Genomic DNA, 13,929 nt, shown 5'->3' with positions numbered 1-13,929 from the left:
GTCACGCACCCGGTGCGGACGCGTGACCCAGAAGGCGGCTTCGCACGCCTCGGCCGCCCGAGGCGCCGCCGCACGGAGTGCGAAGTCGGGGGAGCGGATCCCGCCGGACTCCCCGGGGTTGATCCTCGCGCGGTGCGCCGTCGAGCTCGGCAACCGGCGCCACCTCTGGCGCGGTAGCCCGGAGCCGGAGCCGGAGCCGGAGCCGGAGCCGGAGCCGGAGCCGGAGCCGTCAGCCGAGAGGCCGCCCCCGTCGAGTCCGTCCACACCGTCCGGCGGCGGCCGAAAACCATCCTGCCCCAGGACGAACAGCCAGCACACAGGAACCATTTCGAGCCGTTCTATTGTCGCCGCCATGACAAGATCGAGTGGGCGGTGTCACTCTGATCGTCGCGCGTTCACTATTCCTTCACGCCCCCACGTCTTGTGCGCCACCGAATTCGGACACGCCCCTGCGTGTTCTCGGACCGCGCCCTTCCCCGTTCAGCGCGTCGCCGGCCGGCCACACCCCGCCGACCGGCTCTCCCGGCCTGCATCACAGGCCACCGTCGCAGAAGGAGAAGCCCTTGCTCCGGCCATCCCCCACCTCCAACCGACGCAGACGCACAGCGGCGTTGGCCCTCACCGCGGCAGGCACCCTGCTCGCCGCCGGCTTCCAGACCGGCGTCGGATCCGCGGCCCCCGCCGACCGTGACGACGCCAAGATCGTCGCCACTCCCCGGGCCGGTGCGGCCCCGGCGGAACTGTCTCCCGCCAAGCACGCGGCGCTCCTGAAGAGCGCGACGCTGGCGGTCGGCGACACAGCGAAGAACCTCGGCCTCGGCTCCAAGGAGAAGCTGATCGTCAAGGACGTCGCGAAGGACGCCGACGGCACGACGCACACCCGCTACGAGCGCACCTACGCCGGCCTGCCGGTACTCGGCGGCGACCTGGTCGTGCACGTCAAGGGCGCTCGCAGCACGGTCTCCGAGGCCACCGAGGCCGCCGTCAAGGTGCCGACAACCACCCCCCGGGTCACCTCGCGCACCGCCGCGGGCAAGGCACTCGCCACCGCCAGGAAGGCCGAGGCCAAGAGCCCCGCGGTCGACGGCGCCCCACGGCTGGTCGTCTGGGCCGGCGAGGCCAAGTCGGTGCTGGCCTGGGAGTCGGTGGTGGAGGGCGTGCAGCACGACGGCACGCCGAGCGAGCTCCACGTCGTCACCGACGCCACCTCGGGCAAGGCGCTCTTCGACTTCGAGAAGGTGCACACCGGCAGTGGCACGGGCCAGTTCAGCGGGACGGTTCCGCTCGGCACCACGCTCGTCGGCTCCACGTACCAGCTGACGGACCCGGACCGGGCCGGCCACAAGACGTACGACCTCAACCAGGGCACCTCGGGCACCGGCACCCTCTTCACGGATGACAACGATGTCTGGGGAGACGGCACGACGGGCAACCGGCAGACAGCCGGTGTGGACGTCGCGTTCGGCGCCGCGGCCACCTGGGACTACTACAAGGACGTTTACGGCCGCAACGGCATCCGTAACGACGGCGTGGCCGCCTACAGCCGGGCGCACTACGGCAACGCGTACGTCAACGCCTTCTGGTCCGACAGCTGCTTCTGCATGACCTACGGCGACGGCGCGAGCAACACCCATCCGTTGACCTCCCTGGACGTCGCCGCGCACGAGATGACCCACGGCGTCACCAGTGCCACCGCGGGCCTGGTCTACTCGGGCGAGTCCGGCGGCCTCAACGAGGCGACGTCGGACATCTTCGCCGCGGCCGTGGAGTTCCAGGCCGACCTGACCGCCGACGTCCCCGACTACCTGGTCGGCGAGAAGATCGACATCCGCGGCAACGGCACCCCGCTGCGCTACATGGACAAGCCCTCCAAGGACGGGGCGTCCCGCGACAACTGGGACTCCTCGCTCGGCAGCATCGACGTCCACTACTCCTCCGGCCCGGCCAATCACTTCTTCTACCTGCTCTCCGAGGGCAGCGGCGTGAAGACGGTCAACGGGGTCGACTACGACAGCCCGACCTACGACGGCGTGGCCGTGACCGGCATCGGCATCGAGAACGCCGAGCAGATCTGGTACCGGGCCCTCACCACCTACATGACCTCCACCACCAACTACGCCGGTGCCCGCACCGCGACCCTGCAGGCCGCGGCCGACCTGTTCGGCGCGTACAGCGACACCTACCTCTCCGTCGCCGCGGCCTGGGCCGCGATCAACGTCGGCGACCGGATCGCGCTCGGCGTCAACGTGGCCCCGATCGACGACCAGACCAGCGGCGTCGGCCAGGAGGTCTCCTTCCAGGTCGACGCCTACACCACCAACTCCGGTGCCGGTTTGACCTATGAGGCGACCGGCCTGCCGGACGGACTGACGCTCAGCGACACCGGGCTGATCTCCGGCGTGCCGACCACTGCCGGGTCCAGTGACGTGACACTGACGGTCACCGACAGCACCGGGGCGGCCGCCCCGGTGAGCTTCGTCTGGCGGGTGGCGTACATCTACGCCAACGGCACACGCGTCGACATCCCCGACGTCGGTGCCGCGGTGGAATCCCCGGTCGTCATCACCGGCCAGGACGGCAACGCCTCGGCCGCCACCCAGGTCTACGTCAAGATCGTCCACACCTACCGCGGTGACCTGACGGTCGACCTGGTCGGTCCCAACGGCACCGTCTACTCGCTCCTGAACCGCAGCGGCGGTTCCGCCGACAACGTCGACCAGACCTTCACGGTCGACGCCTCCGCACAACCGGTCAACGGCACCTGGATCCTGCGCGTCCGTGACGTCGCAGCGATCGACGTCGGCTACATCGAGCGGTGGCAGCTCACCCCGTAACCCCTGCCGCCTCGCGCCGCCCGCCCGGACCGCCGCACGCGGTCCGGGCGGGCGGTTTTCCGCTCCGCACGGGTAGGGACTTCTGCCGGCCTACCGGCCTACGGGAGTGTCCTCGCGCATGCCCCACGGCGAGCCGTACTCCGTCAGCAGGTCGAGGAACGGCCGGGGTGGCAGCGCTTCGGGGCCGAGCACCCCGCTGCCGTGCCAGGCGCCGGACGCGATGAGCTCGAGAGCCGCCACGGGGTTGACCGCCGTCTGCCAGACCACGGCCTGGGAGCCGTACTCACCCATCGACCACTCGTTGTCGACCACGTGGTAGAGGTAGACCTCTCGGGGCCTGCCGTCCTTGGTCCCCTTGACCCATGTGCCCGCGCACGTCTTGCCGTGCATGCGGTCCCCGAGGCCGGCCGGGTCGGGCAGACAGGCGGCGACGACGTCCCGCGGGGAGACCGCGACCCTGCCCGTGCTTCCGCCGTCGACGGTGACCAGTTCCGTACGGTCCAGACCGAGCTTGTTGAGTGTCCGCAGGACGCTGATGAACTCGTCGCCGAGGCCGTACTTGAAGGTGACCCGCTTGGCTTTCAACCACCTCGGGATCAGCAGTACTTCCTCGTGCTCGACGTTGACACACTCCACCGGTCCGATGCCCTCGGGGAATTCGAAGACCTCCGGCTCGCTGAAGGGCGCCGTGGTGAACCAGCCCCGGTCCGTCTCGTAGACGACCGGGGGATTGAGGCACTCCTCGATCGTCGTCCAGATGCTGAAGGACGGGGCGAAGTCGTATCCGTCCACGACCAGATCGGCGCCGTCACGGATGCCGATCTCCTCGATCTCGTCGAAGAGTTCGTCGGCGGCGTACCGGGCGAAGACGTCCGACAGGCCCGGCTCGACCCCCATGCCGACCAGCGCGAGCCGGCCCGCCGCCTCCCACTCGGGGGCCCGCTCGAACTGGGCGTCTCCCAGCTTCACTCCGCACTCCTCGTACGGGCGTGCCGAGTGTGGCCGGGACAGGGACATCGCCATGTCGAGGTAGTGCGCGCCGTGGGCGAGTGCCGCGTCGAACAGCGGCATGACGAACCGGGGGTCGGTGGCATTGAGCAGGACGTCGCAGCGGTGTTCGGCGAGGGCGGCCCGTACGCCTGCCGAGTCCGAGGCGTCGAGCCGTACCGCCGTGAATCTGCGGTCGTTCCCGACACCCGAGACGGCCGACTCCGCCCGTGCGCGGTCGTAGTCGGCGACGACCATGTGCTCGAAGAAGTCGCGGCGGGCCGCGATCTTCGTGATCGCGGTGCCCACGCCTCCGGCTCCGACCATGAGAACTCGCATAGCGCCGCGCTCCTTTGTGCCGCCCTCAGCGGGGGATGTCCCCGCCGCCGACCCGGTGGGGCAGGACGATATCGGGTCCGGGCGCCGCCCCGCGGGATCGGGCGGCAAGAAACGGGGCGGTCGGCCGTCGTCCCCGCCACCAGCCAACTCCTCGCGCCCGCAGCCCCGTTGGATGCCTGTCGGGAGCGTCGGCGAAGCAGGCCCGGAGTACCCATAGGGTGACCCCATGTCTGCCACCCTGAGTTCCACGAAAACCCGCGCCGCGCTGCGTACATCGGCGCGTATCTCTGTTGAGCTGTTGCTGGTCCTCGTGATGGCGGGGGTGGCCCTGTGGGCTTTGGGCCGGATGTGGTCGGTCGTCTGGCCGCTCATAGTCGCCCTGTTCCTCACCACGCTGACCTGGCCCCTCACTCGGGTGCTGCGCCGGCGCGGGTGGCGCCCCGCGCTGGCCGCGTCGGCCGTGACCGTGTTGTTCCTCCTGGTCGCCGCGGGCACCGTGGCGCTGATCGCGGTGCCGGTGGCGTCCCAGTCGGGTGAGCTGGGCGACGGCGTGGTGGACGGCATCCAGAAGCTGCGTGAGTGGGCCGCGGGGCCGCCGCTGAACATCGCCGACGACCAGATCGCGGACGCCTCCGACGCGGCCGTCGCCCGGATCCAGGACAGTGTCGGCAGCATGGTCTCCGCCTTCGTCTCCGGGGTGAGCACCCTGGTCAATGGTGTGGTCACGGCCGTTCTGGCGCTGTTCCTGATGTTCTTCTTCCTCAAGGACGGTCCGCGGTTCCTGCCGTGGCTCGCCCGTCAGCTGCCGGGCCGGCTCGCCACCGATGTTCCGATCGTCGCCGCGCGAAGCTGGGACACCCTCGGCGCGTTCGTGCGTTCCCAGGCGGTCGTCGGCCTGCTCGACGCCGTTCTGATCGGCATCGGGCTGTGGGCTCTGGGGGTACCGCTGGTGCTCCCGCTGGCCGTGCTGACCTTCGTCTCCGCGTTCGTTCCGATCGTGGGCGCCCTGTTCGCCGGCTTCGTCGCGGTTCTCATCGCGCTGGTGTCGAACGGCCTGACGGACGCCCTGCTCGTGCTGGCGATCATCGTGGTCGTTCAGCAGCTCGAGGGCAACGTGTTCCAGCCCATGATCCAGAGCCGTGGGCTGGGCCTGCACGCCGCGGTGATCCTGCTGGCGGTGACGCTGGGCGGCAGCCTGGCGGGCATCGTGGGCAGCCTGCTCGCCGTACCGGTCGCCGCGTTGATCGCGGTGGTCTGGAACTATCTGCGCGAGCAGCTCAGCGAACCGCAGCGGGAACCGGGCACTGACGAGCCGCATACCGGTGCCGCTGTCCCGTCGTAGCGGGCGGCCCCGACCGCGGCGCCGCAGGTCGAAAGGCGGTCACCGCTGCGCGAAGCCCCAGGTCGGCCCGTACGGGAATGCGCCAAGGGGGGTGGCTGTTACAGACACCAGGAAGCTGACATGCGCGAGTCAAATTCGCGGATGTGGGTGAAAGGAGAACCTGATGGCACGCAGTAGCGCACGCCCTGTCGTCACGTTGAGGTCGACGGCCGGGACCGGCACCGCCTACGTGACGCGCAAGAACCGTCGGAACGATCCCGACCGGCTCGTCCTGCGCAAGTACGACCCGGCGGCCGGAGAGCATGTCCCGTTCCGGGAGGAACGCTGAGCCAGGCCCGTAGTCACCGGGCGGACAGTTCCAGGGAAGGAAGTCGCATGAGGTCCCGTATCCACCCCGTATCCCAGCCGGTCGTCTTCCGGGACCGCGCCGCGGACGTCGCGTTCCTGACGCGGTCGACCGCGCACTCGTCCCGGACGATCGAGTGGGAGGACGGTCGGACCTACCCGCTGATCGACGTCGAGATCTCGTCGGCGAGCCACCCCTTCTACACGGGGACCTCGCGAGTAGTGGACACCGCCGGCCGCGTGGAGCGCTTCGAGCGCCGCTACGGCCGGGCGGTCCCGGCCCAGCGCTGAACCACGGGGCCGGAGCCGAGCAGGAGGAGAACAGAGCCATGAAGGTACGCAAGTCCCTGCGCTCGATGAAGTCCAAGCCCGGGGCCCAGGTGGTCCGTCGACGCGGCGTGGTCTTCGTCGTCAACAAGAAGAACCCGCGCTTCAAGGCCCGCCAGGGCTGAACAGCCGAGCACCGCAGGACGGGGCGCCGGGATCGCTGTCGCGATTCCCGGCGTCCCGGCGCGTTTCGAGGGACCGCCCCGGTTGTCCGTCCGTCTGAAGAAAACGCCCTCAGGACGGCGGAGTTGAACGAGGCCGAGGCGCGAATTCGGCTCAACGGCACCACGGCCGGGGAACCGTTGTGTCCGCCTCCGCCGTCCTCCGTGACGGCGGACAGGGAAGGTGCTGTGCAACGCGGGGCGGATTGCGTGAACCGGGGTCAACTGACCCTGGAATGACTGGTGTTGAGAAACATCCGGCGCAGAGCTCTCAGGAATGAACGACTCCGGCGGGGTCGTAGTGTACCCGCGGCATAGTCGATACCCTCCCTGCGGGGAACGTGCGTGCGGATGGGGGAAGTTGACGGTGTACCGGAGACGATTACGGCTGTGCTGCGGCGCGTTAGCCGCGGGGCTGGTGCTGACCGGCTGTTCGGGGGCTGCGGACGGCGGGGCCGCGAAGCCCGCCGGTTCCGAGGAAGCGGACGCGAAAGGCGGGGCCCGCTCAAGTCCGTCCCCCACCCCCAGTGCCACGGGTCTGAGCTTCACCCCCGATCCCGGCCGCGCGCCGAAGACCCGCGCCGAGGCCGAACGTCTGGTCCGTATCGTCGGGGCGGTGGCCCGCGACCTTGGCCCCGGCTTCGTCAAACGCAACCCGTACGAGAGCGAACCCGGATTCTGGCCCGTCCTCGACGCCAACTGCGTCTGGCAGCGCGAGCCGCTGCCCGCGACGGCACTCGCCAGCCTCACCCGCTACATGGAGCTGCCCGCGGAGGACGGCAAGGGACCGATCCGCGTCGCCGCCATCGTGACCGTCCACCCGACCGTGGTGGACGCCGAATGGGAGATGGCCGAGACCCTCGAAGAGGCGCTGCGCTGCCCCGACCAGCAGCTCCGCCAGGGCGAGCGGATCACCGGACTGCTCTCCCAGGGCGCGGACTTCGGTCTGATGGGCAACTTCACCTCCGAGGACTCGCTCACGGAGTCAGGCAAGTACTACAGCGACCAACTCGGCGGCCCCCACTACTACTACTGGGTGCAGAGCCGGCTGAGCCAGGTCACCGTGGCCGTCGTCGGCAAGGGGTCCAAGGGCAGGTCCGACGAAGAGGTCGACGCCGCCCTGCTCCAGGGAGTGAACCAGATGCTGAGCCGCGCCGAGATCGAACTGGAGGCGCCGGAATGAGCGAGCCGCTGCTCCCCACCGACCCCGCCTCGATCGGCGGACACCGGCTGCTGGCCCGCCTCGGCGCGGGCGGCATGGGCGTGGTCTACCTCGGCCGTACGGAGTCCGGGTCGCTGGCCGCCGTCAAGGTCATCCAGGCCGAGTACGCGGAGGACCCCGAGTTCCGCGCCAGGTTCCGCCGCGAGGTCGAGGCCGCCCGCCGGGTGACCAGCCCCTGGGCTGTGCCGGTCACCGCCGCCGACCCGGACGCCGCCGCGCCCTGGCTTGCCACCGCCTTCGTGCCCGGCCCCTCGCTCGAGGAAGCCGTCGCCCGGCATGGCGCGCTGCCAGTCCGGAGCGTGCGCGTCCTGGGCAGGATGCTCGCCGCCGCGTTGAGCGAGGTGCACGCCGCCGGGCTGATCCACCGTGACGTCAAGCCCGCCAACGTCCTGCTCGCCGTGGACGGTCCGCGGCTGATCGACTTCGGGATCGCCCGTACGACCGACGAGACCGCGATCACCTCCACCGACCTGGTCATCGGCACGCCCGGATTCCTCTCTCCCGAGCAGGCGGAGGCGCGCGGCGCCGAGATGGGCCCGGCGAGCGACATCTTCTCGCTGGGCTGCCTGCTGGCGTACGCGGCCACCGGCCGCGCGCCCTTCGGCACCGGCACGGCGGACGCCCTGCTCTACCGAACGGTCCACGACGAACCCGATCTGAGCGGCATCGAGGCCGCCGACCCCGAGGACACAGAAGACTCCGAACTGCTGACCCTGCTGCGTCTGTGCCTGGCGAAGGACCCCGCGGACCGTCCGACGGCCGAGCACTTCGGCGCGGTGCTGCTGGTCGAGGACGCCGTCCCCGAGGGCGGGCAGATCGACTGGCTGCCCGAGGACGTCGTACGGGCGATCGCCGACCGCTCGGCGGAGATGCTGGCGCTCCCCGACATCGAGCCGACCGTCGCCGACACGCCGGCGAACGAGGGACCCGCATCGCCCAGCAGACGGCGGCTCCTCGTACTGGCCTCCGGCGCCGCGGTGGCCCTGGCGGCCGGCGGGACCGCGGCCTGGGCCGTGCTGCGGGACGACGACACCCCGGCGAAGCCAACGGCACGCCGCTGGGCCATCGGAGTGCAGGCGGACCTGAGCGGCGCGCGGCGTACGGCGGGGCGGGCGCAGGAGCAGGGCGCACGGCTGGCGATCGAGCAGTTCAACGCCCGTAGGAACAAGCCTTTCGAGCTCACTCTGAAGACCGCCGACGACGGTGGCAGCGCGGGGCGGGCGCCGGCCGCGGCCAAGAAGCTGATCCAGGACGCCGACGTGCTCGCCGTGTTGGGCCCGACCAACGACGAGACGGCCCACGCGGTCCTCGGCACGTACGACGAGGCCCTGCTGCCACTCCTGTGCGTCTCGGCCGGAGGACTCATCCTGACCAGGGAGCAGTACCGGTCCTTCCTGCACTGCCGCCCCAGCGACGCGGCCCTCTCCCTCCCGATCACCGTCTACCTCATGCAACAGAAGGCGACGCTGCGCCCCGGCCTGCTTCAGGACCGCACCGCGCAGACGTACGCCCAGGAGTCGGCCTCGATCAACGCGATGATGCTGCGACAAGTGGGCTCGCCGGCCTACCCACGGGTGATCCCGGCGGGCACGGACGACGTGGGACCCGTGGTCGCCGACATGCTGCGGGCCGGGATCAGTGCGTTCATCTACGCCGGCTACGCGCAGGGCGCGGCCGCGGTGGCCCGCGCGCTGGCGGAGGCCGGCTTCGACAAACCGCGGCTCAGCTCGCAGGCCGTCATCGATCCGGAGTTCCTGGAGCTGGCGCAGGACGCGGCCGAGGGCTGGCTGCTGACCTCGTCCTTCGTCGACCCCGCCGCGGTGCCGGAAGCGGCGGCCTTCACCGCGGCCTTCCGCAAGCGCTACGGTGCCGCGCCCGGCTACTACGCCGCCGAGGCGTACGACACCGTCAACCTCGTCCTCCAGGAGCTGCTGAAGGCCACGAAGGGTGGACGGCCGCCGAAGCGCCAGGACCTGGTGGGCCTCCTGCGCAAGAGCCGCTACAAGGGCATCACCAAGGAGTTCTCCTTCAAGCCGGAGGACGGCACGTTCGCCGGCTGGGGCATCTTCCTGCACAAGGTCGAGGGCGGCCGGTTCCGCTTCATCGGCGCCGCGCCCTCCGAGGTGTAGCGGTGGCCGAGGCGCACCCGGAGGGGCAGGCGGGAGTGCAGGCGCTCAAGCCGGGCGACCCGCCGTCCGTCGGCGGCTACCGGTTGCTCGGCCGGCTCGGCGCGGGCGGCATGGGCGTGGTCTACCTCGCCCGCTCGACGGGCGGGGCGCTGGTCGCGCTGAAGGTGATCCGCGCCGACTTCGCGGCCGACCACGGCTTCCGGGCCCGGTTCCGGCGCGAGGCCGAGGCCGCGGGCGGGCTCACCGGGCGGTGGCTGGTGCCGGTCACCGCGGCGGAGCCGCAGGCTCGCGAACCCTGGCTGGCGACCGCCTTCGTACCGGGTCCCTCGCTGGCCGAGGCCGTCGCGCTGCACGGACCGCTGCCGTACCGAACGGTGCGCGCCCTGGGCGCCCGGCTGGCCGAAGCGCTCACCGAGGTGCACGCGGCGGGCCTGGTGCACCGGGACGTCAAACCGGGCAACGTCCTGCTCGCCCTGGACGGACCGCGGCTGATCGACTTCGGCATCGCACGCTCCACCGGTGCAACCGCGCTGACCGCGAGTGATGTGGTGATCGGCTCGCCCGGCTACCTCTCGCCCGAGCAGGCGCGGGCGCAGAGCGGTGACATCGGGCCGTCGAGCGACGTCTTCTCGCTGGGCTGCGTCCTGGCGTACGCGGCGACCGGCCGACGCCCGTTCGGCATCGGCACTCCGGCCGCCATCATCTTCCGTACGGTCCACGAGGAACCCGACCTGGACTCCGCACCGTGGGCCCTGGTCCCGCTGCTGTCCCGCTGTCTCGCCAAGGATCCGGAGGCCAGGCCCACCGCGGAGGCGGTGCGGGACGCGCTGGCCGGGGAGGGGCACGGGGAGGGCGAATGGCTGCCGCCCGCACTGCCCCGGCTGATCGCGGAACGCTCGTCCGCCGTCCTGGCCATGCCCGACCCCGGACCGGCCACGCTCATGTTGCCGCCGCAGGGCCCCGGCCTCTCCCGGCGCCGCCTGCTGACCCTGGGCTCGGCGGCCGGCGTGGTGATCGCGGGCGGGGGAGTGGCGGCCTGGGCCGCCTCCCGGTCCTCCGCCGGAGACGACGGCACGGCGGGCCTTGATCCACTGCCCCGGTACGTCATCGGCCTGCACGCCGACCTGTCGGGACCCGGCAAGGCGCTCGGCCGTGCGCAGGAGCGGGGGGCCCGGCTGGCCGTGGCGGACTTCAACTCCCGCTCCCGTGACCGCCGCACCTTCGACCTGGCCCTGAAGGTCCTGGACGACGCGGGGAAGGCGGAACAGGCCGAGCGGGTGGCCGACCAGTTCGTCGCGGCCGATGACGTGTACGCAGTCATCGGCCCGACCGGCAACGCCGTGACCGAGGCCGCCATGGTCCGCTACGAGAAGGCCCTGCTGCCCATCGTGACCGTGTCCTCCGGCAGCGATGTGTACGTGCAGACCGTCACCCGCGCGTTCTTCCAGCTCAGGCCCAACGAGAACGCTCTGTCGACGCCCTTCATCCACTACCTCTCCCACGCCGAGGAGAGTCGCAGGACCGCCGTGATCGACGACAGGGCGGCCAGCCGCACCAGTTGGCAGATCGTCAGGGACCTGACCGACTTCTCACCCGCCAACGGCACGACCACCACCCATGCCGTCCCCGCGGACAGTGAGGACTTCGACACGGTCGCCGTCGCGGTGGTCGCCGCCGACGCGCAGGCCGTGGTGTACGCCGGTGCCTCGCCACACCGGGCGGCCCTGTGCGCCCGCGCCCTGCGACGGGCCGGTTTCCAGGGCACGCGCATGGCGTCGGAACCGGTCCTGGAGGCCGCGTTCCTCACGGAGGCGGGCCCCGCGGCCGAGGGCTGGGTGATCTGCACGACCTATGTGGACCCGGCCCGTGTGCCCGCCGCTGCGCGCTTCGTGGCGGCGTACAAGAAGCGCTTCGCGGTCGAGACCGTCGAGCGCTTCGCCGTGGAGGCGTACGACGCGCTCCTCTTCGTCGCCCATGGGCTGCACGAGCTGGGCAGCGCCGGGGCGGAGCGTGGCGCGATGGTGCGCAGGCTCCGTTCGAGCACGTACGAAGGGCTCGCGAAAACCATCGAGTTCGACGCGGTGACGGACGAGTTCCGCTGGGTCAACAGCCTCTTCCTCCAGCGGGTGGAGAACGGCGCTCCGCGCTTCCTCGGCCGCTACGACCAGGTCAAGAAGGCCTGACCAGGAGTCGCGGCCGGTCGTCCCTTGAATCGAGCCCTGCGGAATCGTCGATTCTGGGTCACATCGACCGATTAGTTATGATCCGATATAGGTTTAATAGGGTCATTTGTTCTAACGAGGCATTCCTCCTCCTGGGGTGGTCGATGTTCCGCAAACGCCCCACGGATGACGGCGACGAGCTGTTGGCCCGACTCGGGTCGCTGACGGCTCAGGCGCGTGCACGCGCGGAGTTCCAGCGTTCACAGGTCGAGCTGGCCATCGCGCTGCAACGCGGGATGCTCCCGGGTGACATGCCGAGCGCCCCCGGGTTCCACGTCGCCGTCCAGTACGCGCCGGCCTGCTACGGCCTCAACGTGGGCGGAGACTGGTACGACGCCTTCGAACTCCCCGACGGACGCATCGGGCTCTCCATCGGTGACGTTCAGGGCCACAACATCGAGGCCGCCGCGTTCATGGGCCAGGTGCGGGTCGGGCTGCGGGCACTCGCCTCGGTCACCGGCGAACCCGGGGAACTGCTCGCGCGGACCAACGACCTCCTCCTGTCCATCGGCAGCGACCTCTTCGCCACCTGCACCTTCATGCGGCTCGACCCGTCCACCGGAGTGCTGGAGAGCGCACGGGCCGGGCACATACCGTGCGTCTGGGCGACCGCGGACGGAAAGTCCGGCATCGCCGAGGACGAAGGAGGGCCACCGCTGGGCATCGAGGCGAGCGTGGAGTACCCGGTGACCCGGTACGAGCTCACCACCGGCGGAGTCTTCGTGCTGCTGACCGACGGTGTGGTCGAGGGGCCCTCGATGAGCGTCGACGAGGGGCTCGACCAGGTGGTACGGCTCGCCGGCATCGCCGCCGTCGCGGGCATGTCGGCCGGTTCGCTCGCCGCCGCGGTGATCAAGGGCGCCGAGCGTGTGGGGCACGAGGACGACGCGGCCGTGCTGGTCGTCGGCCACGAGACCCCCTGCCCTCTGCGGTAGGGCGGGAGTGACCGCCTCGCCTCGCCGACCGGGCGGCGACGGTGTCTGATGGCTGCTGTGGTGGGTACACGCGAGCTGAGCCGACCGGCCGTCGTCGCTCTCCAGACGCTCACAGTGGCCGCCTGCTACTACGCGGCGGGACGGCTGGGACTCCTGCGGCGGCTCGTTGTCGAGGGCGCGGTGTTCACGCCCATCTGGCCTCCCACGGGCGTGGCGGTGGCCGCCCTGTTGATCTTCGGTCTCCGTGCCTGGCTCGGGATCGCCATCGGCGCCCTCCTGGTGGTGATGTCCTTCGGTCCGCCCCAGCCCACTGTGATCGGTCTCGTCGCGGGCAACACCGCCGCTCCGGTCTGCGCCTACCTCATGCTGCGCGGGCTGGGCTTCCGGATCGACCTCAGCCGTTTGCGTGACGGCCTCGCGGTGGTGTTCCTGGGGGCCCTCGGCAGCATGCTGATCAGTGCGAGCGCCGGAGTCGGCATGCTCGTCCTCACAGGCAAGCTGGCGGCGGACAGCTTCGGGCCCGTCTGGCTGGCGTGGTGGGTCGGCGACGCGATGGGTGTCCTGCTCGTCACCCCGGTCATTCTCATGCTGTACGGAGTGCGCCTGCCGCTGCGACCGAGGCGATGGAAGGAGGGCGTCGCACTGGTTCTCGCGGCCTGCGTCATCGTGCCGGTTGCCACGAACAGTCCGATCAGTCTGCTTTTCCTCGTCTATCCGCTGCTGATCTGGGCGGCGCTGCGTTTCCAGCACGGAGGCAGCGTGCTGTGCGCCCTCTTCGCCTCCGTCCTGGCCACCGTCGCGGCCACGGACGGAGTCGGCCCGTTCAAGGACATGAGCGACACGGCGCTGATGATCAAGCTCCAGGCCTTCAACGGATCCATGGCCCTGACCGCTCTGCTGCTGGCCGCCGTCATCACCGAGCAGCGCAACACGAGACGCTCCGTGGAGCGGGCCTGTCAGGACCTGGTGCAGGTGCTGGAACACCTCACCGCCGGAAACTCTCCACCCCTGCCGCCCCGGCTGGACGACGGTGGCAGAGGGCCGCGGAACGAAGCGCCGTGAAGTCACCGGAGCCCCCGCTGTCTT

The 13,929-nt window shown here is 70.7% G+C and carries 11 protein-coding genes; 10 read left to right on the top strand and 1 reads right to left on the bottom strand.

Translation table 11 applies throughout. The features are described 5' to 3' along the window. Nucleotides 1-563: 563 nt before the first annotated feature. Complete coding sequence (locus tag ACIBLC_RS10895) at nucleotides 564-2,834, top strand: M4 family metallopeptidase (protein WP_399210483.1); 2,271 nt, start codon at nucleotides 564-566, stop codon at nucleotides 2,832-2,834. Nucleotides 2,835-2,924: 90 nt separating this feature from the next. Here ACIBLC_RS10895 and ACIBLC_RS10890 read toward each other — a convergent pair whose 3' ends face one another. Further along, a complete protein-coding gene (locus ACIBLC_RS10890; RefSeq protein ID WP_399210482.1) occupies nucleotides 2,925-4,160 on the bottom strand; it encodes a saccharopine dehydrogenase family protein in 1,236 nt (411 codons plus the stop codon). A 226-nt stretch (nucleotides 4,161-4,386) separates the two neighbouring features. On the opposite strand from ACIBLC_RS10890, the gene ACIBLC_RS10885 reads away from it, so the two are divergent. From ACIBLC_RS10885 to ACIBLC_RS10845, 9 genes are all read left to right on the top strand, one after another. After that, nucleotides 4,387-5,502, top strand: a complete 1,116-nt coding sequence (locus ACIBLC_RS10885) for an AI-2E family transporter (protein ID WP_399210481.1) — start codon at nucleotides 4,387-4,389, stop codon at nucleotides 5,500-5,502. A 163-nt stretch (nucleotides 5,503-5,665) separates the two neighbouring features. After that, a complete protein-coding gene (gene rpmG, locus ACIBLC_RS10880; protein ID WP_383689497.1) occupies nucleotides 5,666-5,830 on the top strand; it encodes a 50S ribosomal protein L33 in 165 nt (54 codons plus the stop codon). Between the two features lie 47 nt (nucleotides 5,831-5,877). Then, nucleotides 5,878-6,138, top strand: a complete 261-nt coding sequence (locus ACIBLC_RS10875; RefSeq protein ID WP_399210480.1) for a type B 50S ribosomal protein L31 — start codon at nucleotides 5,878-5,880, stop codon at nucleotides 6,136-6,138. 38 nt (nucleotides 6,139-6,176) lie between these two features. After that, nucleotides 6,177-6,299 carry a type B 50S ribosomal protein L36 gene (ykgO, locus tag ACIBLC_RS10870; protein WP_054230145.1) on the top strand — a complete coding sequence of 41 codons (123 nt, stop codon included), beginning with the start codon at nucleotides 6,177-6,179 and terminating at the stop codon, nucleotides 6,297-6,299. Between the two features lie 652 nt (nucleotides 6,300-6,951). Then, entirely contained in the window at nucleotides 6,952-7,518 is a 567-nt protein-coding gene (locus ACIBLC_RS10865; RefSeq protein WP_399210478.1) for a hypothetical protein, read from the top strand. After that, on the top strand, nucleotides 7,515-9,686 hold the full coding sequence (locus tag ACIBLC_RS10860; protein ID WP_399210477.1) for a bifunctional serine/threonine-protein kinase/ABC transporter substrate-binding protein: 2,172 nt from the start codon (nucleotides 7,515-7,517) through the stop codon (nucleotides 9,684-9,686). Before ACIBLC_RS10865 ends, ACIBLC_RS10860 begins: the two co-directional genes overlap by 4 nt. Before the next feature lie 2 nt (nucleotides 9,687-9,688). Continuing rightward, complete coding sequence (locus ACIBLC_RS10855) at nucleotides 9,689-11,869, top strand: bifunctional serine/threonine-protein kinase/ABC transporter substrate-binding protein (protein WP_399210476.1); 2,181 nt, start codon at nucleotides 9,689-9,691, stop codon at nucleotides 11,867-11,869. A gap of 143 nt (nucleotides 11,870-12,012) precedes the next feature. After that, nucleotides 12,013-12,843: a PP2C family protein-serine/threonine phosphatase gene (locus tag ACIBLC_RS10850; RefSeq protein WP_399210474.1), complete on the top strand. Its 831-nt coding sequence runs from the start codon at nucleotides 12,013-12,015 to the stop codon at nucleotides 12,841-12,843. A gap of 48 nt (nucleotides 12,844-12,891) precedes the next feature. Beyond that, nucleotides 12,892-13,905, top strand: coding sequence for an MASE1 domain-containing protein (locus ACIBLC_RS10845; protein WP_399210473.1), 1,014 nt, complete (start codon nucleotides 12,892-12,894; stop codon nucleotides 13,903-13,905). Nucleotides 13,906-13,929 lie beyond the last annotated feature (24 nt).

Origin of the sequence: Streptomyces sp. NPDC050535 (assembly GCF_044457665.1) — a bacterium.
Taxonomy (GTDB): Bacteria; Actinomycetota; Actinomycetes; order Streptomycetales; family Streptomycetaceae; genus Streptomyces.
The sequence above is the reverse complement of the archived record's forward strand: the minus strand, read 5'-3'. Positions and strand labels throughout refer to the sequence as shown.

What these genes read in the sequence shown, in the direction of transcription:
- ACIBLC_RS10890 (WP_399210482.1), bottom strand. Translation starts at nt 4,160, where the DNA reads ATGCGAGTTCTCATGGTCGGAGCCGGAGGCGTGGGCACCGCGATCACG.
- ACIBLC_RS10885 (WP_399210481.1), top strand. Translation starts at nt 4,387, where the DNA reads ATGTCTGCCACCCTGAGTTCCACGAAAACCCGCGCCGCGCTGCGTACA.
- rpmG (WP_383689497.1), top strand. Translation starts at nt 5,666, where the DNA reads ATGGCACGCAGTAGCGCACGCCCTGTCGTCACGTTGAGGTCGACGGCC.
- ACIBLC_RS10875 (WP_399210480.1), top strand. Translation starts at nt 5,878, where the DNA reads ATGAGGTCCCGTATCCACCCCGTATCCCAGCCGGTCGTCTTCCGGGAC.
- ykgO (WP_054230145.1), top strand. Translation starts at nt 6,177, where the DNA reads ATGAAGGTACGCAAGTCCCTGCGCTCGATGAAGTCCAAGCCCGGGGCC.
- ACIBLC_RS10860 (WP_399210477.1), top strand. Translation starts at nt 7,515, where the DNA reads ATGAGCGAGCCGCTGCTCCCCACCGACCCCGCCTCGATCGGCGGACAC.
- ACIBLC_RS10850 (WP_399210474.1), top strand. Translation starts at nt 12,013, where the DNA reads ATGTTCCGCAAACGCCCCACGGATGACGGCGACGAGCTGTTGGCCCGA.
- ACIBLC_RS10845 (WP_399210473.1), top strand. Translation starts at nt 12,892, where the DNA reads ATGGCTGCTGTGGTGGGTACACGCGAGCTGAGCCGACCGGCCGTCGTC.